This is a genomic window from Nocardia ninae NBRC 108245 (genome assembly GCF_007990755.1).
Classification (GTDB): Bacteria; Actinomycetota; Actinomycetes; order Mycobacteriales; family Mycobacteriaceae; genus Nocardia; species Nocardia ninae.
Map to the genome: position 1 here is coordinate 42952 of NZ_BJXA01000033.1, position 21546 is coordinate 64497.

21 protein-coding genes are annotated in these 21546 nt (G+C 68.5%); 7 read left to right on the forward strand and 14 right to left on the reverse strand.

What is annotated here, in order from left to right; translation table 11 throughout:
- Nucleotides 1-109 precede the first annotated feature (109 nt).
- Both NN4_RS23160 and dapA read right to left on the reverse strand, forming a co-directional pair.
- Entirely contained in the window at nucleotides 110-2233 is a 2124-nt protein-coding gene (locus tag NN4_RS23160) for a ribonuclease J (protein ID WP_147135106.1), read from the reverse strand.
- Between the two features lie 172 nt (nucleotides 2234-2405).
- Nucleotides 2406-3320 (reverse strand): 4-hydroxy-tetrahydrodipicolinate synthase, encoded by a 915-nt coding sequence (gene dapA, locus NN4_RS23165; protein WP_147135110.1) that lies wholly within the window; start codon nucleotides 3318-3320, stop codon nucleotides 2406-2408.
- Nucleotides 3321-3528: 208 nt separating this feature from the next.
- Here dapA and NN4_RS23170 point away from each other — a divergent pair, with 208 nt between their 5' ends.
- The gene (locus NN4_RS23170; protein ID WP_107658252.1) at nucleotides 3529-3972 is read left to right on the forward strand and encodes a hypothetical protein; all 444 of its coding nucleotides are present in this window, start codon (nucleotides 3529-3531) and stop codon (nucleotides 3970-3972) included.
- A gap of 19 nt (nucleotides 3973-3991) precedes the next feature.
- Here NN4_RS23170 and NN4_RS23175 read toward each other — a convergent pair whose 3' ends face one another.
- The 7 genes from NN4_RS23175 to dapB all read right to left on the reverse strand — a co-directional run bounded on the left by NN4_RS23175 (nucleotide 3992) and on the right by dapB (nucleotide 10739).
- Nucleotides 3992-5191: a winged helix-turn-helix domain-containing protein gene (locus NN4_RS23175; RefSeq protein ID WP_147135113.1), complete on the reverse strand. Its 1200-nt coding sequence runs from the start codon at nucleotides 5189-5191 to the stop codon at nucleotides 3992-3994.
- Nucleotides 5192-5440: 249 nt separating this feature from the next.
- Complete coding sequence (locus tag NN4_RS23180; RefSeq protein ID WP_147135116.1) at nucleotides 5441-6460, reverse strand: DUF8320 family protein; 1020 nt, start codon at nucleotides 6458-6460, stop codon at nucleotides 5441-5443.
- A complete protein-coding gene (locus tag NN4_RS23185; RefSeq protein ID WP_246181029.1) occupies nucleotides 6453-7649 on the reverse strand; it encodes a sensor histidine kinase in 1197 nt (398 codons plus the stop codon). The genes NN4_RS23180 and NN4_RS23185 overlap by 8 nt, the downstream gene beginning before the upstream one ends.
- A gap of 109 nt (nucleotides 7650-7758) precedes the next feature.
- Nucleotides 7759-8445 (reverse strand): response regulator transcription factor, encoded by a 687-nt coding sequence (locus NN4_RS23190; RefSeq protein WP_107658256.1) that lies wholly within the window; start codon nucleotides 8443-8445, stop codon nucleotides 7759-7761.
- 165 nt (nucleotides 8446-8610) lie between these two features.
- Nucleotides 8611-9066 carry a flavodoxin family protein gene (locus NN4_RS23195; protein ID WP_186818587.1) on the reverse strand — a complete coding sequence of 152 codons (456 nt, stop codon included), beginning with the start codon at nucleotides 9064-9066 and terminating at the stop codon, nucleotides 8611-8613.
- A gap of 379 nt (nucleotides 9067-9445) precedes the next feature.
- A complete protein-coding gene (locus NN4_RS23200; RefSeq protein WP_147135122.1) occupies nucleotides 9446-9955 on the reverse strand; it encodes a hypothetical protein in 510 nt (169 codons plus the stop codon).
- Between the two features lie 37 nt (nucleotides 9956-9992).
- Nucleotides 9993-10739, reverse strand: coding sequence for a 4-hydroxy-tetrahydrodipicolinate reductase (dapB, locus tag NN4_RS23205; RefSeq protein ID WP_147135125.1), 747 nt, complete (start codon nucleotides 10737-10739; stop codon nucleotides 9993-9995).
- Between the two features lie 135 nt (nucleotides 10740-10874).
- On the opposite strand from dapB, the gene NN4_RS23210 reads away from it, so the two are divergent.
- The gene (locus NN4_RS23210) at nucleotides 10875-11696 is read left to right on the forward strand and encodes an alpha/beta fold hydrolase (RefSeq protein ID WP_186818588.1); all 822 of its coding nucleotides are present in this window, start codon (nucleotides 10875-10877) and stop codon (nucleotides 11694-11696) included.
- On the opposite strand, the gene NN4_RS23215 is transcribed toward NN4_RS23210, so the two are convergent.
- The 4 genes from NN4_RS23215 to NN4_RS23230 all read right to left on the reverse strand — a co-directional run bounded on the left by NN4_RS23215 (nucleotide 11697) and on the right by NN4_RS23230 (nucleotide 15147).
- Nucleotides 11697-12143 carry a type II toxin-antitoxin system VapC family toxin gene (locus NN4_RS23215; RefSeq protein WP_246181030.1) on the reverse strand — a complete coding sequence of 149 codons (447 nt, stop codon included), beginning with the start codon at nucleotides 12141-12143 and terminating at the stop codon, nucleotides 11697-11699. It abuts the gene before it with no gap.
- A complete protein-coding gene (locus tag NN4_RS23220) occupies nucleotides 12140-12421 on the reverse strand; it encodes a type II toxin-antitoxin system Phd/YefM family antitoxin (protein WP_135232318.1) in 282 nt (93 codons plus the stop codon). Before NN4_RS23220 ends, NN4_RS23215 begins: the two co-directional genes overlap by 4 nt.
- A 173-nt stretch (nucleotides 12422-12594) precedes the next feature.
- Complete coding sequence (locus NN4_RS23225; protein WP_147135131.1) at nucleotides 12595-13707, reverse strand: alcohol dehydrogenase catalytic domain-containing protein; 1113 nt, start codon at nucleotides 13705-13707, stop codon at nucleotides 12595-12597.
- Between the two features lie 45 nt (nucleotides 13708-13752).
- The gene (locus tag NN4_RS23230) at nucleotides 13753-15147 is read right to left on the reverse strand and encodes a DUF418 domain-containing protein (RefSeq protein WP_147135134.1); all 1395 of its coding nucleotides are present in this window, start codon (nucleotides 15145-15147) and stop codon (nucleotides 13753-13755) included.
- Between the two features lie 370 nt (nucleotides 15148-15517).
- On the opposite strand from NN4_RS23230, the gene NN4_RS23235 reads away from it, so the two are divergent.
- The 3 genes from NN4_RS23235 (at nucleotide 15518) to NN4_RS23245 (ending at nucleotide 17802) form a co-directional block, all read left to right on the forward strand.
- Nucleotides 15518-16186, forward strand: coding sequence for a response regulator (locus tag NN4_RS23235; RefSeq protein WP_147135137.1), 669 nt, complete (start codon nucleotides 15518-15520; stop codon nucleotides 16184-16186).
- Nucleotides 16183-17265 carry a sensor histidine kinase gene (locus NN4_RS23240; protein WP_147135140.1) on the forward strand — a complete coding sequence of 361 codons (1083 nt, stop codon included), beginning with the start codon at nucleotides 16183-16185 and terminating at the stop codon, nucleotides 17263-17265. The genes NN4_RS23235 and NN4_RS23240 overlap by 4 nt, the downstream gene beginning before the upstream one ends.
- Before the next feature lie 141 nt (nucleotides 17266-17406).
- Nucleotides 17407-17802 carry a VOC family protein gene (locus NN4_RS23245; RefSeq protein ID WP_107660748.1) on the forward strand — a complete coding sequence of 132 codons (396 nt, stop codon included), beginning with the start codon at nucleotides 17407-17409 and terminating at the stop codon, nucleotides 17800-17802.
- Between the two features lie 82 nt (nucleotides 17803-17884).
- Here the strand turns inward: NN4_RS23245 and NN4_RS23250 are convergent, their stop codons facing one another.
- Nucleotides 17885-19288, reverse strand: a complete 1404-nt coding sequence (locus NN4_RS23250) for a pentapeptide repeat-containing protein (RefSeq protein ID WP_246181031.1) — start codon at nucleotides 19286-19288, stop codon at nucleotides 17885-17887.
- A gap of 229 nt (nucleotides 19289-19517) precedes the next feature.
- Between NN4_RS23250 and NN4_RS23255 the strand changes: the two genes are divergently transcribed.
- Complete coding sequence (locus tag NN4_RS23255) at nucleotides 19518-19925, forward strand: hypothetical protein (protein WP_147135143.1); 408 nt, start codon at nucleotides 19518-19520, stop codon at nucleotides 19923-19925.
- A 93-nt stretch (nucleotides 19926-20018) separates the two neighbouring features.
- Nucleotides 20019-21491: an SDR family oxidoreductase gene (locus NN4_RS23260; protein ID WP_147135148.1), complete on the forward strand. Its 1473-nt coding sequence runs from the start codon at nucleotides 20019-20021 to the stop codon at nucleotides 21489-21491.
- The last annotated feature ends 55 nt before the right edge of the window (nucleotides 21492-21546 follow it).

Below are 21546 nucleotides of genomic sequence, written 5' to 3' on the forward strand. Positions count from 1 at the left end.
GTGCGCCGGCGCTCCTGCAAAGGATGAACCAGCACCCCCGTCAAGGATCGACCAGCACAGCCGAAAAGCGCCGGATGCCAAGGCATCCGGCGCTTTCGCTATCCGAGAATCAGACCCCGATAACAGTCGGCACGATCATCGGGCGACGACGGTAGGTGTCGGCGACCCAGCGGCCCACGACGCGCCGCACACTCTGCGCGATCCGATGAATGTCGGTGACACCCTCGGTAGCCAGCCGCAGCAGTTCCGCCTCGACCAGCTCGGCCGCGTCGGTGAGCGCGCCGGGATCGTCGGAGAACCCGCGCCCGCTGACCTCCGGCGCACTGACGGCCTTGCCGGTGGTCTCGTCGATCGCGACGGTGATCGAGATGAACCCGCCCTCGCCGAGCACCAGGCGGTCCGACAGCGTCGACTCGCCGACGTCACCGACCGAGAGGCCGTCGACGTACACGTGCCCGACCGGCACCCGCCCGACGATCGAGGCGATCCCGTCGACCAGGTCCACCACGACGCCGTCCTCGGCGAGCATGACCCGGTCCTCGGGCACCCCGGTCGCGATGGCGAGCGCGGCGTTGGCACGCAGGTGCCGCCATTCGCCGTGCACCGGCATCGCATTGGTGGGCCGCACCGCGTTGTACAGGTACAGCAGCTCACCGGCGGACGCGTGCCCGGAGACGTGCACCTTGGCGTTCTGCTGGGTGATCACCGTGGCGCCGAGCCTGGCCAGGCCGTTCACCACCGCGAACACCGAGTTCTCGTTGCCGGGGATGAGCGAGGAGGCCAGCACCACCAGATCGTCCTCGCGGATGTTGATCTGGCGGTGATCGCCGCGGGCCATCCTGGACAGCGCCGAGAGCGGCTCGCCCTGCGAACCGGTCGAGATCAGCACCAGCCGGTCGCCGGGCAGCGTCGCGGCCTGATCGAGGTCGACGACCACGCTCTCCGGCACCGTCAGATAACCGAGGTCCTGCGCGATCTGCATGTTGCGCACCATCGACCGGCCGACGAAGCAGATCCGCCTGCCGTACTTCTGCGCGACGTCGACCACTTGCTGGATGCGATGCACATGGCTGGCGAAGGAGGCGACGATCACGCGGTTGCGCGCCTTGCCGATCACCGTGTCGAGCACGCCGCCGATCTCGCGTTCCGGCGTGACGAAGCCGGGAACCTCGGCATTGGTCGAGTCCACCAGGAACAGGTCGACACCCTCGTCGCCGAGCCGGGAGAAACCGGCCAGGTCGGTGAGGCGACCGTCCAGCGGCAGCTGGTCGAGCTTGATGTCGCCGGTGTGCAGCACGACGCCGGCCGGGGTGCGGATGGCGACCGCGAGCGCGTCCGGGATCGAGTGGTTGACGGCGAAGTACTCGCAGTCGAACGGGCCGTGCGTGGTGTGCTGGCCCTCGATGACCTCGATCAGCTTCGGCTGCTGGCGGTGCTCACGGCACTTCGCCGCGACCAGCGCGAGGGTGAACTTGGAGCCGACGACCGGGATGTCGGAGCGCAGCCGCAGCAGGAACGGGATCGCGCCGATATGGTCCTCGTGGCCGTGCGTGAGCACCACCGCGACGACGTCGTTGATCCGGTGCTCGATGGGGCGGAAGTCGGGCAGGATCAGGTCGACGCCGGGCTGCTGGTCCTCCGGGAACAGCACGCCGCAGTCGACGATGAGCAGCTTGCCGCCGTACTCGAAAACGGTCATGTTGCGGCCGATTTCGCCGATGCCGCCGAGGGCGAAGACGCGCAGGCCGTTCTTGGCCAGCTTCGGCGGGGCGCCCAGGCGATCGTGGGCCAGGGCGGCGGCGCGCGGATCCGGTTGCGGCGCGGACTGTTCGGCGCGGCCCCGGCCGGACTGCTGGCGGCCACGGCCGGATTTCCGGGCCTGCTGGTTGTTCTGCGGCGCTTCGGCGCGGGCAGGCGACTTCTTCGCCGGTGCGGACTTCTTCGCCGCGGGCGCCTTCCTCGGCTGCGAGGTCTGCGCCGCGGCCTGGTCGGCTTGCGCGGTTACCTCGGTCTGCACGACGACGACCTCTGATTGCACCGTGACATCCGGCTGGGCAGCGGTATTCGGCTGCGCGCCAGCGGTGGACGGTGCTGCGGCAGTGGATGGGGCCGCGGCTTCGGGCTGTGCCGAAGGCTTTTCGGTACGCGCGGGCTGCTCGATCGGAGCAGGCGGCGGCGGACCCGCGGTGCGGGTCGCGGTACGGCGGGGCCGACGGGCCACTGGTTCTGTCATGCCTGCACCTCGCTGCGGCTAGGTTCCGGCCGGACAAGGGTCGCGGTGCCGAAGATTCGGTCACCGCGCTTCCTCATGGGCACCTCGATGACGCTCGTTGCCGTCATGCGTGAGGCGCACGCGCTGGTGATTCGTTCGCTCCGCTGTGTGGTGATTCGCTTGCTCCGCTCTCTCATTCGAGCACCCCGGCTGCCCGTAGATCGGCAGCGAGGAACTCGAGTTGTTCAGGATTAGGCATCAACTGCGGCAACCGCGGCTCGCCCGCTTCGACGCCGAGCAGGCGCAGGCCGCCCTTGCTCATCGCGACACCGCCCAGCCGGAACATCGCGGCGTTCAGCGGCACCAGGCTCGCGTTGATCTCGCGGGCGCGCGCCACCTCGCCCTCGTTGTAGGCGGTGTGCAGTTCACGCAGGCGCTCTGGCACAAGATGGCCGATGACGCTGATGAATCCGGCCGCGCCGACCGACAGCCAGGGCAGGTTGAGGGTGTCGTCGCCGGAGTAGAAGGCCAGATCGGTGTTCGCGATCAGGTCCGCGCCGGCATTGATATCGCCCTTGGCGTCCTTCACCGCGACGATGCGCGGGTGCTCGGCGAGCCTGCGGATGGTCTCGGTGGCGATCGGCACCACCGAGCGCGGCGGAATGTCGTAGAGGGTGACCGGCAGATCGGTCGCGTCGGCGACCGCGGTGAAGTGCGCGAGCAGGCCCTCCTGCGAGGGACGCGAGTAGTACGGCGTCACCACCAGCAGGCCGTGCGCACCCGCGCGCTGCGCGTTGCGGGCCAATTCGATGGAGTGGGCGGTGTCGTAGGTGCCCGCGCCCGCGATCACGGTGGCGCGGTCGCCGACGGCATCGACGACGGCGCGCAGCAGGTCCGCCTTCTCCTGCTCGGTGGTGGTCGGTGACTCGCCGGTGGTGCCGGAGATGGCGAGCAGATCGACGCCGCGGTCGACCAGACGGGCCGCAAGCGCTACTCCGGCATCGACGTTGAGCTTGCCGTCGGTACCGAAGGGGGTCACCATCGCGACGCCTACGGTGCCGGACGCACGCAGCTGGGCCTGATCGGCGGGGCCTCCGTGGTTAGACATGCTGCCGCCTCCGAGCCGCACGCACGCAGCGCGCGCTTGGCGCCGATTCACCGTTCGTCATGGTCAGAAAGGCTACCCGGTCGAGGGAACGCCCTCGACACCGTCGCCACCGAACGGACCGGCCGGTTGTCCGGGTCGAGGCCCTTCGGGCGGCGATGATGTCATGCCTGTCCTTGCGTGACATCAAAAATGGCGTCATGCTGATGTCATGGATCTGAACAAGTACACCGCCCGCCTGCGCGAGGACCTGATCGCGGCCGCCGCCCTCGGCGACGAGAAGACCCAGGCCACCGCGGCGGCGTTGGCCGCGGCGACGGAGAGTTCGGCCCGGCTGGTGCTACTTGCCGCGCTGTCCGACCTGGCCGCCGAACTCAGCGCTGAACTGGGCGATCGCACCGTGCAACTCTCCTTCGACGGCACCGAGGCCAAGGTCGACCTGCGCAAGAAACCGTCCACCGACGATCACCCCACCTTCGAGGAGATGACCGGCGACATCAGCCGGGTCACGCTGCGCCTGGTGGAACAGATGAAATCCAAGGCCGAGGAGGCGGCCGCGCAGAGCGGACAGTCGCTGAACTCGTGGTTGTCCAGCGCTGTCTCGGGGGCACTGCGTGATCAGATGCGTGGATATGGGCCTAAACGGGACATCTGACACATAGGCGCACCGGAACCTAGAGGAGCGGTGCGAGGTTGCCGCGCGAGCCGATCACGACCTTGTCGAGTTCCAGCCAGTCGGCCATGTCGCGGAGGGCCTCGGTGAGGGCGTGCGCGGTGGCGGGGGTGTCGTAGCCGGGTTCGGCGAAGGCCCCGGGGACGGAGAGGCGACCTGCCGCGCGTTCGGCGCGCAGGTCGACTCGGCCGACCAGTTCGCCGTTCAGGAGGAACGGGAAGACGTAATAACCGTGCACCCGTTTGGGTTCCGGAGTGTAGATCTCGATGCGGTAGTGGAAGTCGAAGAGGCGTTCGGTGCGGGCGCGGAAGAAAATCAGCGGGTCGAACGGGCACAGCAGGGCCGCACCTTCGACGCGGCGCGGGATGAGGGTGCCCTCGCGCAGGTAGGCCGGCTTGTCCCAGCCTTCGACCTCGACCGGAAGCAGTTCGCCCGCGTCGACCAGGTCGGTGATGGCCGGTTCGGTTTGCTTGCGGTTCAGTCGGTAGTAGTCGCGCAGGTCGGTTTCGGTGCCGATACCGTGTGCGGTGGCCGCGCGGAGCACCAGTTCGCGCACCGCGTCTTCCTCGGAAACCTTGCGCGCCAGGATATCCGGTGGGATCACGCGTTCGGTGAGGTCGTAGTGCCTGGCGAAGCTGACGCGCTTGTCCACCGACAACGCACCGGCGGCGAAGAGTTGTTCGCAGATCATCTTGGTGTCGCTGAGGTTCCACCAGGAACCTTTGGGGCGCGGCTTGTCCAGTTCGAGATGGCGCTCGACCTCACCGGCGGTGCAGGCGCCGACCTCGGTGATCACGTCCAGAATGTCTTTGCCCAGTGTGGGATTGCGCTCCACCACCTTGCGCATCCCCGACCAGCGGCCGTGCTCGAACTGCGCCATCCGCCACCCCATCAGCGGCCAATCCTCGACCGGAATCAGCGCGGCCTCGTGCGCCCAGTACTCCACCAGCCGCCGCGGCCGCCGCGCGTTGTGGCTCCACGCCGCCTCGTCGAGCAGCGCCCGGTCGTAGGCCCCGATCCGGCTGAACACCGGCGCGTAATGCGCCCGCACCACCGCCGACACCGAATCCAACTGCAACAGTTGCGTTTTCTCGACAACACCGAGCACCGACCGCCGGGTAGCGCGCACCGGTTTCCGTGCCGCAAACCCCTGCGCCGCCAGCGCCACCCGCCGCGCGACCCCCGCACTAATCTTCCGCATGTTCCGAACAATGCCACGCGGGTCCGACAATCTTCCGCCTGGCGGGACATGGTGTAGCGATCACTCGACATTCGCCGCCACCGTGTCCCGTTCGAGCCAGACGCCGCAAGTTCGTCGACCGTCGCCCTCGTTCGAGCCGGGCGCGACTGCCAGGCGCGTTCGCGCGTGACTTCGCCGGGACATGGCCGCCCACCGGGACACGGTGGCGGTGGGGCGGCGTGTGATCGCTCCACCATGTCCCGTTCGGACCTAGGTGGAGACCTTGATGCTGCCGGCTGCGTCTATCTCGGTGCGGCGGTCTTGGTCGGGGGCGTTGGCGAGGACGGTGGCGAGGATGCGGCGGCCCATGGGCAGGACGCGGACGGTGACCGAGCCTGCGTTGGCGGCGTCCAATTCCTTTGTCGCCGCTTCGATCACCTGGTGGCGGACCCAGCGCGGGACGCCGGCGAAGCCGCCGTCGTCGAGCAGGACCACCTCCACGCCGCGCGAGCGGGCGCCACGGGCGGCGCTGCTGAGCTCGTCGGTGACGAGTTGGGGTGCGCGTAGTCCGTCGCGTAGTTCGGCTTCGAGCAGCCTGCACTGTTCGCGTTCGGTGGCGGTGAGTTCGACCCCGTCGGCGATGCGCTCCAGAATGGGCCTGGCCACCTTGTCGAGGCGGGCCAGCTGGCGGTCGCGTTCCCCGTTCTCCGCGGCCATGGTGGCCTCGGCGGCGGCGCGCATCGTCGACTCCTCGCGCAGCAGCCGCAGCGACCGCTGGGTAGGACGCATGATCACCGCGAACAGCGAGACACCGGCCACCGTGGAGATCGGCACGATCGAGCCGGCCACCACGCCACCGCGCAACCCGTTCACCACGCCGACGGTCGCGATCACCGCCGCGACACCGCCGACGCCGAGCCACGCCGCGCCCAACCGCCCGCGCAGCACGAGCACCGCGAGCACGTAGGACGACGCGAACGCCGTCCACACCTGCTCCGACCACCCGTTCTCGACGTCGAACGAGGTGAGCGCGGTCGCCACCGGCCCGGAGGCGGCCACGAAAATCGTTGCGGGCAACGGCAACGGGTCGATCGGCACCACCAGCACCAACACCCCGGCCGCGGCCAGCAGCACCAGGGCAGCCACCGCGGCCAGCAGGGGCGTGTCGCCGAAGTTGCGCACCATGTACAGCACGATCGTCGCCTGCAGGATGAGCAGGAAGAGCCCGGCTGCCGGATCCCGCAGGCCGAGTAGATCGCGCAGCCCGAATTCGGTATCCGTATCAGCCATCGCTACCCCACACCAATGTCACCGTGGTGCCCTCGCCCGGCTGCGACTCCACGAAGCCCGCGCCGCCGGCCAGCTGGCGCATCCGCCCGAGAATGCTCACCGAGATGCCGAGCCGATCGGCGGGTACCTGACTCAAATCGAAACCCGCACCGTCGTCACGGAATACGACCCGGATACCGCCCGCGCTGATCGTCACCGTGACGGTGCGCTGCACCTCGCGGCCCGGCACGGTGGCGTGGCGCAGACTGTTGCGCACCGCCTCGGTGAGCGCGGCGGCGATGGTGCCCGCGGCGTCCACCGGCAGCCGGAGGTCGTCGAAACCGGACCACCGCCGGGCGATGAAACGGATCCCGGGATTGACCTCGTGCACGGCCGAACGCAGGAAGCCGGTGGCCGACTGCGCGTCGAGCCGATTCGGCTCCACCTCGCCGACCCGGCATTCATCGAGTTGTTCGAGCGTTCGCTCGGCCTGCCTGCGCAGCACCGGCGAGTCGGTGCCCGCCCGGGACGCGTCCAGCAGCGTGGACAGCACCGCATCGTGGATCAGCGCGGCGAAGCGCGCCCGTTCGCGATCGCGCGCCGCGGCACCCGCCACGGCAGCCGCGCGCCTGCTCTCGATCGCCGACTCCCGGTCCACCCGGTCCGCGGCGGCCTTGGCGTAGATGGCGCACCACAGGAACAACGCGCACAAGCCCGCCGCCCGCACGAAGTCGCCGGCCCAGGTGACCACCGGCGTCGCGTCCGGCACCACCAGCGACTTGGCGAACGCCGACAGCGCCGCACCGATCACCAGGTAGGCGACCGCGAACAGCGGCCGCCACGCCAGCACGGCCGCGAGCACACCGAGTGCGAGCACGCGATACAGCCACACCGAGGCGGTGGCCGGCGCCGGATCGGGATAGGCGAACGGGATCACGATCATCGCCGCGAGGAAGCTCACCGCCGCCGCACCCGACACCAGCTGGATGAGCTGCCTGCTCGACGCGATCGACACCGCGCCGAGCACCGGGAACAACCCGAACGCCAGCACCACCATCAGGATGGTCCAGCCGCCCGCGATGAACCGGCTCTGGTCCGCGATCTCCGGCAGTTCCACCACCGCGACGATCACCCCGGCGATGCCGATCGCCAGCCCGAAGCGGCGCAGAATTCGTTCGGACGCACCCTCGTACGCGCTCCGTTTCGGCACCGGAGCCGCTCCCCTGCGCCAACGACTCGGCGCGATGCGGTCGAGTGTCACAGGAGCATTCGAGGTGTCCAGCATGCTGGACGCGATCACGATTGTGCCTCGCCGGCGCTCATGCGCGTGGATGCCGCTCGGGCACGGGCAGCCAGCCGTCCTCCACTGCCCGCTTGTACAGGTCGGTCTTGGTCGGCGCCGGACGTCCCGCGTCGGCGTACTTCTGGCGGATGCGGCCGAGGTAGTCGTTGACCGTCTGTTCGGACAGGCCGGTCAATCGCGCGACCCGGGAGGCTTTCTCGCCGGACGCGTAGAGCGTGAGTACCTCTTCCTGACGCGGGCTCAGGCCCACGTCGGACAACTGCGGGTCGCCGTCGATGGCGGCCGCCCAGTCGGTGGTCACCACCTGTTCACCGGACGCCGCGCGGCGCACGGCCGCGACCACGGTCTGCACGTCCTCGGACTTGCGCACCACACCGAGCACACCGGCCCGCGCGGCGGAGCGCACGAGGAACGCGTTGTCCGCGCCGGTGAAGATCAGCACCTCGATGCCACGGTCGCGCAGTGCGCGCACGTTGTCCTCGGGTGTCGACCCATCGGCCAATCGCAGATCGAGGACGACCAGGTCCAGTTGCGGTAGATCCTGAGCGGCGGCCAATAATTCCGGCACCGTGCCCGCGGTCAGCACCAGGTCGAGATCGGGTTCGGGCGCGAGCATTGCGGCCAGTCCGATCGCTACTGATTCGTGGTCTTCGACCACTCCGATCCGGCGCGGTGCGTTATTGCCCCCTTCGGCCAACGTCACCTGAAATCTCCATTCCCGAGCAAACTCGTCACATCCCCACCGCAACAACGTTCTGCCAGTATGCCGGGCCGAAGCACCGAATGGTCAGACACCAGAAATCGGGGCCGTTCCACATTCGACCTCGGCAGAGATTGTCACTGCCAGCTATTTCGGGGACAAAAACTGTCAGGTACCCATCACGTGTGCGGCAATGGTCGCGCCCAGCTCCCAACACCGTTGGATGTCGTCCTTGCTCGGCGCGCCGGACACGATAACCGGTGCGGCCGCCTGCTCCCAGCCGAGGCCGGTGGTGACGCGTTCGATGCCGCGTTCAGCGCCTTCGGTGCCCTCGTTCCCGTGCAGGTAGCAACCGAACGGTCGGCCGCGGGTGGAATCGAGGCAGGGGTAGTAGAACGTGTCGAACGCATGCTTCAGCGCACCGGACATGTAGCCCAGATTCGCCGGGGTGCCGAGCAGAAAACCATTGGCTGCCAGCACATCCGACGCAGTGACGGACAGTGCCGCGCGACGCACGACGGTCACGCCTTCGATCTCCGGATCGGTCGCGCCGGACACCACCGCCTCGAACATCGCCTGCATGTGCGGGGACGGCGTGTGATGGATGATCAGCAACTGCGCCACACGAGGATCTTAGTGCGCGCCACGCGGTGCACCGGTGGGCACCGGTCGGCGCGGCCGGTCCGGGGCGGGCTGCCAATCTTTGCTCCAATCGGCGCGTCGAGTGGCGCGCGGATTGCGGTCGAAGTATTCGCAATCCCGCATGATGGCTCGGCCGCCCGTTGCACGCCTTGCGTGAAACATCCTCGGGTGAGAGAAATTTCACCTGTTCACCGGTCTTGACCCGGACAATTCGGCGACCGGTGTACCGCGCGGGTTGCGCCGAATTCCGCCGGATCCACTGGCGCCAACACCCTCTAATGCGCCTAACGCAGCGTCTCGTCGCTCGAATTTCGCGAAGGCGGGAGCGGTCGTGCGGCTGGAGCTGGGGAGCGGTGCGAATCTAACGCCCTTGGTCGCGTTCGAGTTTCTCCAGCGCGACCGCGCGGCGCATGGTGGCGCGGGCTCGGGTGCGGTCACCGGCGTAGTCGTAGGCGCGGGCCAGGCGATAGGAGACGCGCCAGTTGTCGGGGTCGGCTTCCCATTCGGTTTTGACCTGGGCGAACAGCGCGTCGGCGGCGTCGCGTTCGATCCGGCCGGACGGGCGGCGGGGCAGGTCGGAGGTGTCCAGTTCGCGGCCCTCCTCGTGGATGCGGCGGGCCAGGTGCTGGTGGGCCAGGGCGGCGCGGACGGTGGCTGCGACCACCCAGACGCCGACGAACGGCAGGATGAGCACGCCGATGCCGATGAGGATCGCGGCGATGTCACCGGACCCGATGAGGCTGAACGAGATTCGGCCGAGGAGCAGGAAGTAGAAGCCGAGCACCAGGACGAGCGCGGCGAGCAGCGCGACGACCTTGACGACTTCCCTGTTCTGTCCGCTGCCGTCGGCGGCGGAGTCCGCGGCGTTCACGCGCGCACCTCGCCTGCGGCGTGGGCCGCGTACCTGTTCACAGGTCGAGGAAGGGGTCGAGGCCGACGGTCAGGCCGGGGCGGTCGGCGATCTCGCGGACACCGAGCAGGACCCCGGGAGCGAACGACGACCGGTCGATGGAGTCGTGCCGGATGGTGAGCGTCTCCCCTTGCGTGCCGAACAGCACCTCCTGGTGGGCGACGAGGCCGGCCAGGCGCACCGAGTGCACCCGGACGCCATCGACATCGGCGCCGCGGGCACCGTCCAGTTCGGTCGTGGTGGCGTCGGGGCTGCGGCCGACGCCCGCCTGCTCGCGGGCGGCGGCGATCAGGCCCGCGGTGCGGTACGCGGTGCCGGACGGCGCGTCGGCTTTGTTCGGATGGTGCAGCTCGATCACCTCGACCGATTCGAAGAACCGGGCGGCTTGTTCGGCGAAGCGCATGGACAGCACCGCACCGATCGCGAAGTTCGGTGCGATCAGCACGCCGGTGTCGGGGCGGTCGGCCAGCCAGCCGCGCACCTCGTCGAGGCGGGCGGCGTCGAAGCCGGTGGTGCCGACCACCGCGTGGATGCCGTGCTGCACCAGGAACTTCAGGTTCGCCATCACCACGTCCGGGTGCGTGAAGTCGACGACAACCTGGGTGTTCGCCGCGGTGAACGCATCTAGCGAATCGTCCTTGTCGACGGCGGCGACCAGTTCCAGATCGGCCGCCGCTTCCACGGCCGCACAGATCGCCTGTCCGACTTTGCCGCGCGCTCCGAGCACTCCGACCCGTGTGGTCACCGCACCTCCTCTTTCCGCTTTCGTCGGTGTCAGCCTATCGACCGTGCCGCGGCGGCGGTCCGCTGACCTCTGTGATTCACATTGCTATATGCGCATGTTTGCGATGGGGTGCACCTCTGCCCTACCGTCGCGGGCGTGACTTCGATTCATCAGCGGGCAGCGGATTTCCTACGGACGCACGACAGTAAGAACCTTGGTGTCGGGCAGCATGATTGGCGGTACTACACCGGCGGCGCGGGGGATCCGGTACTGCTGCTCAGCGGTGGCGCGGGAATCGGTATCAGCTGGCTCGACGTGGCGAGCGCACTGATTCCGCGGTTCCGGACCATCGCTCCCGACTACCCGTCGGGTGTCGGGTCCGTTGCCGCGCTGGTCGACGGTGTGGTCGCGGTGCTCGATGCCGAGGGGGTCGATCGGGCGCATGTGGTCGGGCAGTCGGCGGGGGGCATGTTCGCAGAACTCCTATCGCGTCGGGCGCCGGATCGGGTCCGGTCGCTGACCTTGTCGAGTACCGGGTTGTACGGGCCGGAGGATGTGGACCGGCTGCGGATGCGGGTCGAAACCACCGTGGCGACACCGTGGCCGGAGACGCAGGCGGCGATTCGTACCGCGCTGCACAGCACCTGGGCGGACTCCGATGAGGCCGAGTTCTGGATCGAGCAGGTGGTGGCGGCCACCGATGCGGCGGGCAGTGCGGGTGCCGCCAATTCCTATCGGCTGTTGCTGGAGCTCGCCGAGGGGGTGGACGAGCTCATGCGCGGTTCCGCCTGGTCCGGACCCACCTTGATCTTCCGAGCGGACGACGATCCGCTGATCACCAGCACCCACACCGGACGCTTACGCGACCTGCACCCGGGCTGTGAATTCCGCACCTTCGCGGAGGGTGGCCATTCCCTGCTGATCAGTCGAACCGCGGACTACGTCGCCACGGTGACCGAATTCCTCAGCCGCACCTAGCTATTCCCGCCATGGACACAGCACCTGCACTCCCGTGCCACGAAAGTCCTTCTCGTTGCGCGTGACGACGGCGAGTCCGTGTGCTTCCGCGGTTGCCGCAATGAGCGCGTCCACGGCGTCGACCCGATGCCCAGCGCCTTCGGCTCTGGCGCGGATGCGACCCCACGCCTGCGCGACACCGAGGTCGATCGGCAGTAGTCGCGCGTCGAATCGGTCGGTGACCTGGTCGGACAGCCACGTGGTCAAGCGCGCCTTGCGCCGCCCGTTGGACATCCGGTCGACGCCTCGGCGGATCTCCCCGATCGTGATGACGCTCAGGAACATTCGTTCCTCGTCGGCGTCGTGCAGCCATTCGATCAGTCCGGGGTCCGGGCGGGGTTTGATCCATTCCGAGACGGCGTTCGTGTCCAGCAGGTAGCCCATCGGCTCGTCCTCGACGGCCCTCACAGGGTCACGTCGCGGTGCTGCGGATCCGTCCTGTCCCGGGTCACGACCAGCTCCGGGTCGCGTAGGGGGGAATCGGCGAAGAACTCGGCCAGGCTGCCCTGTCGCGCGTTCCGGCGCCGCCACTCGTCGATCGGTACGACAACGGCGACCTCACGTCCATGCTTGCTGATCACCTGCGGTCCCTCCCGTTCCACCGTGTCGATCAACTCGGACAACCTGGCCTTCGCGTCGGCGAGAGGCCATGCGACATCTGGTCGCTCCGACCGCTTTCGTGCCATCTGATCACCCGTTTCGACCACTTTGACTATTCTGGTCAGTTCAGCGTACCTATCGGGTCGCTGCGGCGCCAGACCTGGTGGGGGGCGTTTTTTACAGCAACCCGTGTGGTCACGGGTGGACTACTCGCCGGTCGGTTCATCGCCACGGTGGACGCCGACCGAACGGTGTCTCATCAGTCGAAAACGATGACCTGTCGCAGGGCATGACCCGCGGCGAGTTCGTCCATGGCGTGGTTGATGTCGTCGAGGCCGATGTGTGCGGACACCAGACGTTCGACGGGCAAGCGGCCTTCGCGCCACATCCGGACATAGGTCGGAATGTCGCGGGCGGGGACGGCCGAGCCCAAGTAGCTGCCGACGATCGAACGCCCCTGCGCGACAAGGCCCAGCGGTGAAATGCTGGCCCGAGCGTCCGGGGAGGGCAGACCCACGGTCACCGTGGTACCACCGGGAGCCGTTGCGGCGACAGCGGTTTCGAAGGCCCGGACGTTTCCCGCGGCCTCCACCACGATCTCCGCTTGCACACCCGACTCGGCCACCTGCGCCGGCGTGTACGCCGCGGTGGCACCCAATTCCTTTGCCAGGGCCAGCTTCTCCGGAACAGTGTCCACCGCGATGACCTCGTGACCGTCGGCCGCCAACGACACCGCGACCAGCACCGCCGCCATGCCGACCCCACCCAGCCCGACCACCATGATCCGGTCCCCCGGCCCCGGTTTCGCCGAATTCAGCAGTGCGCCACCGCCGGTCAGCACCGCACAGCCGAGTACGGCCGCCACCTCGGGCGGCACGTCGTCGTCCACCGGCACCACCGACCTGCGGTCCACCACCGCGTGCGTCGCGAAGGCGGACACCCCGAGATGATGGTGCACCTCGGCACCGTCGCGGCTCAGCCGTCGCCCGCCGCCGAGCAGTTCGCCGGCGTTGTTGGCGACACTGCCCGGTACGCACGGCGTCCGGCCGTCGGTCGCGCACCCCGCGCATTCGCCGCAGCGCGGCAGGAAGGTCATCACCACGCGCTGCCCGATCGCGAGATCGCTGCCGCCCGGACCGATCGCCTCGACCCGCCCCGCCGCCTCGTGGCCGAGCAGCATCGGCACCGGCCGCACCCGATTACCGTCGACCACCGACAGGTCCGAATGGCACAGCCCGGCCGCCTCGATCCGCACCAGCAGCTCCCCCGCCGCCGGCTCGCCGAGCTCCAACTCACCCACACTTATCGGCGCCGACTCGGCGAACGGCACGGGCGCCGCGATCCGCTCCAGGACCGCCCCACGAATCTTCATTCCGCCGACGCTACCGTCCACGCTGTCCCAGGCACAGGGGCCGAGCTAGCGCACCCGCTCGGCGACCCTGGTGGCGCGGTAGAGCAACCATTCCAGGGGTCCGCGGTGGAAGAAGCGGGACCAGCAATACGCGAACATCATGATGATCGCACTCAATCCGAGCAGCACCGGGAGCGAACCGGCGGGCAGCACATCGAAGCCGAGCGCGGCGATGGCGGCGACGTGGAACACGTAGGCGGTCAACGCCATGCTGCCGACCGCGATCAAGGGCGTGGCCACCCGAAGGAACCGCCGGGATCCGTCGCATGCGGCCAGGCAGGCGATGAGCACCGCGAGCGCAACGCCGGTGTTGCCGACGATCGACAGGGTGGTCTCGCTGTGCGGCATCGCGCTCAGCTGATATCGCCAGCCTGCCGGATCCTCGGCCATGTCGGACCACCAGGGCGCGCGCATAATTCCCGGCGGCGTTGTCGCGGACGCGAAATGCAACGCCACTGCGGAACCGCCGTAGCCGAGCGTCGCCAAGCCGAGACCGGTGGCCGCGAGCCGAACGCGAATCACCTTGTCCGCCAAGTCGAGTCGAGCGACAGCCATGCCCGCGACGACGAACGGCAACCAGCTGAGCGCCGGGTAGCTGCCGGTCAGTAACAGCCCGACCACCCCGTCATTGCTGCTGCTCGGATCACCGCGCCCGCTCAACCAGGCGAGCGGATCGGACCGGGTGACAGCGGCGGTCCACCCGGAGTCGGTGGCCATCACCACTGCCACAATTTGCGGGAGCACCAGCGCGCTCACCACCGCCACCACGGCCAACGTGCCCGCACGCAACCGGGCCAGCGGCAGCGCCAGCAGGAAGTACAACCCGTAGTAGGCCAGAATCACCTCGACCTTGGTTCCCGACGCGGTCAGCGCGGTACCGAGCACCAGCAGAATCACCGCCCGGATCAGTATCTTCACCCGTGCCTGCCGCCCCGCCTGCCCCGTCTTCGGCACCCGGCGCCCGGTGATCAGCAGAATCGAGAATCCCGCCAAGAACGCGAACAACGCCGAAGACCGCCCGTGCGTCACCTCCATGGCGAACCCGAGGACACCACCCCGCCCAGGCTCCGGACCCACGTGCGCCGCATACATCCCGAGCACCGCCAGCCCCCGCGCAAGATCCACCCCCACCAACCGCACACCGGCCCGGACGTGATCATCCACCAACACCGTGGCCCCCGGCCGCACCGTATCCCCGACTCCTCCTGCGCCTACCGCCCCTTCGACCAGCGGGGTATCGCCGACCCGCAATGCGTCGCCCGTCCGCGCGCTAATGCCGACCTGCGATGCTTCGCCCGCCCGCGCGGCATCGCCGAGCCACACCGCGCCTTCAGTCCCCACCGCGCCTTCAGCCCGCACGGTATCGGCAGCCTTGGTGTTGCCGGCCCGCACCTGCGTCATCGACCCACGCTGCGCCGCGTAGCAGCACCAGCCCTCGCGGCGTGCAGAACCTGCGGCTTCACCAGCCCCGCGGGATCGCCAACCCACACGCCGCCACCAACCCACACCACCTCGCCGGCCCGTGCCGGATCGCCCACCCCTGCGGACTGACCAACCCATACAGCAGACTCTGCCGAAATCACGTTGTGCCCCATCGCTTCAGCGTCGACGGCAGCGCGCCCGTGCGGTATCCGACAAGCGTCCGAACCAGCTCCCCTAGTCGGTGATTCGCCACCCGCCGACCGGCTGGACCGACCCCGCCGATCGGCTACCCGAACCCCTCCCGGTCGGGTGTGCCCAGCACCCGGATCTAGGCTCACGGACAGGTGCGGTGACGGAGGAGGTGTGGCGGGTGATTCGGGTGGTGGTCGTGGATGACGAGGCGCTGGTGCGGTCCGGTTTCGAGCTGATTCTGAATGCGGCCGCCGACATCGAGGTGGTGGCGACGGCGACCGGGCCGGCGGCGGTAGCGGCGGTCACGGCGGCGCGGCCGGATGTGGTGCTGCTCGATATCCGGATGCCCGACGTCGACGGGTTGACGGTGCTGCGCCAGCTGCGTGCCATGGCGGACCCGCCGGCGGTCGCGATGCTGACGACCTTCGACACCGATGACTACATTCTGTCCGCATTGCGTTCCGGCGCAGCGGGTTTCGTACTCAAAGACACCGAGCCCGAACAACTGGCACAGCTGACCCGCACCCTCGCCGCGGGCGGCGTCGTGCTGTCGCCGAAGGTCTCGGCCGCGTTGTTGCGCAACGCCGAACCCGCCACCGCCGCCGATATCGACGCGGACGCGGCGCGCGTCGAACGGCTCACCGATCGGGAACGCGCGGTGCTCGTGCTGATCGCCGAGGGCCTGTCGAACGCCGAGATCGGTCAGCGGATGCACCTGAGCGTGGGCACGATCAAGGATCACGTCAGCGCGATCTTCACCAAGTTGCGGGTGAGCAGCCGCGTGCAGGCGGCGTTGCTCGCGCAACGAGCGGGACTCCTGTCGTGAACCGGCCCCCGCCGTGGCTGATCGACCTCGCGCTGGTCGCGGTGGCGGTGGCCGACGTCCTCGCCGATGGCGAAGTCACCTCGCGCGTCGAGCTCGTCGCGGCCGCTGTCGCCTGCGCAGCCTTGCTGCTGCGCCGCCGCTTTCCCCTGTTGGTCTTCGCGTCGACGCTGCCCGCGAGCTTGCTGCTCGCCATTCTCGCCGCGCCCGCGATCGCGCTGTACTCGCTGGCCGAACGCACGACCAACCGCGCGCTGCTGTTCGGGTCCGTACTCGCCACTTCGATTGCCGTGTCCATACCGTGGCCGCCCGGCGAGTACGTCGGGCAGCGGGACATCATCACCGCCTTTGCCTACGCGCTGGCCTGGGCGGGCGCCCCGGTGCTGCTCGGCCAACTCGTGCGGACCCGCCGCGATCTGTCCGCCCGGTTGGTCGAGATCGAGGAGGCGCGCGACCACGAACGGCGACTGCACGCCCAGGCGGTACTGGCGCGGGAACGCGCGCAGATCGGACGCGAAATGCACGATGTGGTCGCCCATCAGGTCAGTTTGATCGCCGTGCGCGCGGGCGCGCTCCAGGTCGCGGCCACCGACGCCGACGCGGCCGAGGCGGCGCGCACCATCCGCAGGCTCAGCGTCGACACACTGGACGAACTCCGCCACATGGTCACCCTGCTGCGCGCCGCAGGCGGCCAGAGCACCGAGCTCACCCCGCAGCCGACGCTCGCGGATCTGCGAAAGTTGCTCGACGCCAGCGGCATTCGGGTAGAGCTGCGCGGCGATCTGCCCGATGAGCTCAGCGCGCCTGGCCAGCGCACCGTCTATCGCACGGTGCAGGAGGCGCTCACCAACGTCCGCAAGCACGCACCGGGCGCGACCGCCACCGTCGAGCTCTGGCACGACGGTGACCATTTCGGCGTCACGGTTCGCAATACCGAGCCGACCAGGCCTGCGGTGCCCCTGCCGAGCTCCCGGCACGGATTGGTCGGACTGGCCGAGCGGGCCGAACTCCTCGGTGGCAGTTTCGAATCCGGTCCGACCAGCGATCGTGGCTATCGCGTCGCGCTACGCCTGCCGCGCTGAAACGAAACATGGTCTGGGTCACTCGATACTGGCGACATCCATGGGATGTTTGCTAGCGTCTTCGACCGTGACGGTGCTCCCGTTGGCCGCCTTGTACCGAGCCCGGGGTCGGGACCGTCACCGCACAAGGAGAAAATTCCACTGTCAGTACAGTTCAATCACACCATTGTCGGTTGCCACGATAGTCGAGTGACCGCCGAATTCTGGGCAGACATTCTGGGCGCGGAACTCGGGGCCGAATGGGGCCCGTTCATTCCGCTCCCGCTGGATAATTCGGTCACTTTCGATTTCGCGAATGTGCCACCGCATGTCACCGAGATTCAGCCGCAGCATTACGCATTCCTGATCTCCGAGCCCGAATTCGACGCGGCCTACGCCAAGATCCAGCGCTACAAACTGGACCATTGGGCCGATCCGCGTCAGCAGGGCGTCAACGAGATCAATCACAATGACGGCGGCCGGGGCGTCTACTTTTTGGATCCCAACGGTCACTTCATGGAATTGATCACCGTCCCGTACGGTGGCTGGCCCAGCTGAAAGGTCTAGGGGCGGCGTCCACCCGGACGCCGCCCCTCCTTCTTGATCAAGTGCGCGGATGAGGCTCCCCTACGCGCAACCCTCACTCGCCGGGCTGCTCCGGCGGCCACGGGTTGGGTTTGATATTGGCCGGTTTGCGCGTCGGGATGTCATCCCAGTCGAAGTGGGTGCCGACCCAAGCCTTCGGCCGGTCGAAGGTGACTTCGGTGGCGGCGAAGCGGGCATCGACGAAGGAGATGTCGCCGAAGAAGTCGCCCTCGGTGAAATCGACGGAGCGGCCGGCGAACGTAGTGCCCGCGAACGTGGTGGTGCCGTGGAATTCGGCTCCGCTGAAGTCGGTTTCGCGGGTACCTCGGTTGCGCATGCGGGCCGGAGCGCCGATGCGAGTGTCGTCGAATGCCACGGCGCTCGCCTCGAACTGGGCGCCCGCGAAGGTGATTCGCGGGCTCGAGATATCCGCGCCGGTGAAGGCGAGGTGCTGCCCGTCCAGGACGGCGCGTTCGAACGAGGTGAGGTCGGCGTGGAACTTCGTGTCCTGGAACGAGGTTCGGGCGCCGGTGCAGCGGATGCCGCTGAACGTCGTCCGTGGGCCGGTGAAGACGGCGTTCTCGAAAGACACCGAACCGTCGAACATCGCGCCGTCGAAGGTGGTGCCGTAACCAGCGCGTTCGACCTTCTCGGGTCGAGCCGGGCCGAACCGCGCGTGCTCGAACAGCACGGGACCGCCTTCGAACACCGCGTCGCGGAAGGTGACGTGCGGGCCGGCGAACAGCGCGTGCTCGAACGTGGTGCGGCCGATGAAGACCGCGCGGGCGAACGAGATGTTGCGTCCCCGGAAGACCGCGTACCGGAAGTCGCCGCGTTCGATGACCGCGTTGGTGAAGGTGAACTCGCAGTCCGACCAGGAGATCTCGGCGGACCGCTGCAGATGCGCGGCGATCACCTGCACGATGGTGCGGCGCACCTCCCGGTCGTTCTGCCGGAACTGGTAGACCCGCTCGACCTTCAGACCCGACTCGTCCACCGTTTCCGCCTGCGACACAAGGTGATTCGCACCGGCCACCGGATCGTAGGGCAGCCGGAGGTAACCGCAGAGCACGTCGACGCACTGCTGACGCCTGCTCGGCGAACGGAACTCGTCGGCGACCCCGGCCATCGCGTAGACCCCGGCGATCCGCACCGCCACGTCGGCATCGCCGAGTTGCCGCGAGGCGGCGCCGAACAGTTCGGCGAAGCGTCCGCGTTCGAGGTCGCGTTGCCGCCGATAGGCCACCACGAGCGCGACGGCGCCACCGACTCCGGCGACCACCGCCAACGCGATCTTGGTCAGCTCCAACTGATTCGGCGTCTCGGCCTCCGCGCCCATCGCCAGCCAGAGCAGCCACCAGGTGAGCACCGCGATACCGAGGCCACAGACGACCGCCGCCAGCACCGCAAGCAGTAACGCCTGACGGTGCAGTCGGTCGCCCAACCGCCCCCATCGCATTAGCGCATGGTAGCCGCATTGCCGCCCGTCGACTACCGGACAAGATCGGCTATCCCTGCGCCCCAAACTCTTTCAAATGTCCTCTATCCATGCGGGGGACATCGTGGAGAGCCGCACTCGACCGAGGTCACCGGCCGACGGCGCACTTGCGTCGGCCGGGCAAACGCGGACACAGGTGCGAACCGCGTCGTTGGACTGATCGGCCGAGCTCCTCGAGTACTCTGCGGACATGTCCGCTTCCGATTCGCTGGATCCGATCGCCGAGGTCGAGACCGTACACGCGCTGCTGTCCACCTGGTTGGGCACCGACGCCGAGCCCGACGTCCTGGAACGTTTCGCCGCCACCCAGCACGCCACGTTCTCCATGGTGACCATGGACGGCACCCGGCTGAGTAGCTCCGAATTGCTGTCGGGGCTGCGCCGCGCCCGCAATTCCGCGCCCGGGCTCGATATCGAGATCTCCGAGGCGGAGGTGCTGCTCAACGAAGGAAACGTGACGGTGGTCCGCTTCATGGAACGCCACCATCGCGACGGAAAACACGCCGACCGCTGGTCGACCGTGGTGCTGACCACCGAGGGCAACCCGTCCCGGTACAGCTGGCGCGTATTGCAGGAAACCGCAGCTCCCGCCGACTGACGCGGCTGCGCTGTCACCCACGTCCGGTAGACATGGTGTGCGGCACCCGGCGTGCCTCGGACCACCCCTCGCACCGCGACTCGGAGGCTGTCCATGAGATGTGTTGTGTTCGGCGCGACCGGCTACATCGGCGGACGACTGGTCCCGGAGCTCTTGGCGGCGGGCCATTCGGTGCGGCTGATGGTGCGCACACCCGGCAAACTCGACGAGGCCCCATGGCACGACGACGTGGAGATCGTCACCGGTGATGTCACCGATTCGGCCTCGGTCACCGCCGCCCTGGCGAACCAGGAGATTCTCTACTACCTGGTGCATTCGTTGACCCAGCGCGACTTCGTCGACATCGATCGCCGGGCGGCGCGCATCGTGGCGAGCGCGGCCGGCGCGGCCGGACTGTCCAGAATCGTGTACCTGGGCGGCATCATCCCGCAGGGCGAGCAGCTGTCACCGCATCTGTCCTCGCGAGCGGAGGTCGGCGAAATCCTGCTCGGCTCGGGCGTGCCCACCGTGGAGTTCCGGGCGGCGGTGATCATCGGGTCCGGGTCGGCGAGCTTCGAAATGCTGCGCTACCTGTCCGAACGGCTGCCCGCGATGATCACGCCGCGCTGGGTGCACAACCGCATTCAGCCGATCGCGATCCGCGACGTGCTCTACTACCTGACCCACGCCGGCGCCCTCGGCCCGGAGGTGAACCGGTCCTTCGACATCGGCGGACCCGACGTCCTGACCTACCTCGACATGCTCCGCAGATACGCGGTGATCGCCAAGCTGCCGCGACGCGCGGTGGTGCCGGTGCCGGTGTTGACACCCTGGCTGTCGGCGCAGTGGGTCAACCTGGTCACCCCGGTGCCGCGCGCGATCGCCGTGCCGTTGATCGAGTCGCTGGTGCACGAGGTCGTCTGCGGTGACCACGACATCGCCGACCACATCCCGGACCCGCCGGACGGCCTGACCGGTTTCGAGCGCGCGGTGGAACTCGCACTCGCCCGGATCCGCGACTTCGATGTGCCGACCCGCTGGTCCGACGCCGACACCCCGGGCGCACCGTCGGACCCGCTGCCCAGCGACCCGGACTGGTCCGGCGGCACCCTGTACCAGGATGTCCGCGAACGCCACACCGACGCCGACCCCGCCACCGTCTGGCAGGTCATCGAATCCATCGGCGGGGAGCACGGGTGGTATTCATTCCCGCTGGCTTGGTCGGTGCGCGGATGGATCGATCGGATCGCGGGCGGTGCCGGGTTACGGCGTGGGCGCCGGGATCCGCACCGGTTGCGAGCCGGAGAGGCGCTGGACTGGTGGCGCGTCGAGCACATCGAACGACCTCGGCTGCTTCGGCTGCGCGCCGAGATGCGGGTCCCGGGCGATGCCTGGCTGGAGCTGTCGGCAGAGCCGGATGCCGGTGGCGGGACGATGTATCGGCAGCGCGCCATCTTCGAACCGCGCGGGTTGTCCGGGCATGCGTACTGGAAGGCGATCTCTCCGTTCCATCAGATCGTGTTCGGGGGGATGGTTCGCAATATCACCGGGGCTGCCGAAGCCACTGAGCGCCAGGCTGGTTCGTGATCGCCGTGCGCGGCCGAGCGCACCGCTCGAGGCAGAGTCATCGACCCGGCGCAAG

Bases quoted from the DNA above. Each gene is read 5' to 3' on its own strand.
- NN4_RS23255 (WP_147135143.1), top strand. From the start codon at position 19,518: ATGTCCGCTTCCGATTCGCTGGATCCGATCGCCGAGGTCGAGACCGTA.
- dapA (WP_147135110.1), bottom strand. From the start codon at position 3,320: ATGTCTAACCACGGAGGCCCCGCCGATCAGGCCCAGCTGCGTGCGTCC.
- NN4_RS23260 (WP_147135148.1), top strand. From the start codon at position 20,019: ATGAGATGTGTTGTGTTCGGCGCGACCGGCTACATCGGCGGACGACTG.
- NN4_RS23220 (WP_135232318.1), bottom strand. From the start codon at position 12,421: ATGGCACGAAAGCGGTCGGAGCGACCAGATGTCGCATGGCCTCTCGCC.
- NN4_RS23230 (WP_147135134.1), bottom strand. From the start codon at position 15,147: ATGACGCAGGTGCGGGCCGGCAACACCAAGGCTGCCGATACCGTGCGG.
- NN4_RS23250 (WP_246181031.1), bottom strand. From the start codon at position 19,288: ATGCGATGGGGGCGGTTGGGCGACCGACTGCACCGTCAGGCGTTACTG.
- NN4_RS23180 (WP_147135116.1), bottom strand. From the start codon at position 6,460: ATGGCTGATACGGATACCGAATTCGGGCTGCGCGATCTACTCGGCCTG.
- NN4_RS23160 (WP_147135106.1), bottom strand. From the start codon at position 2,233: ATGACAGAACCAGTGGCCCGTCGGCCCCGCCGTACCGCGACCCGCACC.
- NN4_RS23170 (WP_107658252.1), top strand. From the start codon at position 3,529: ATGGATCTGAACAAGTACACCGCCCGCCTGCGCGAGGACCTGATCGCG.
- NN4_RS23175 (WP_147135113.1), bottom strand. From the start codon at position 5,191: ATGCGGAAGATTAGTGCGGGGGTCGCGCGGCGGGTGGCGCTGGCGGCG.
- NN4_RS23225 (WP_147135131.1), bottom strand. From the start codon at position 13,707: ATGAAGATTCGTGGGGCGGTCCTGGAGCGGATCGCGGCGCCCGTGCCG.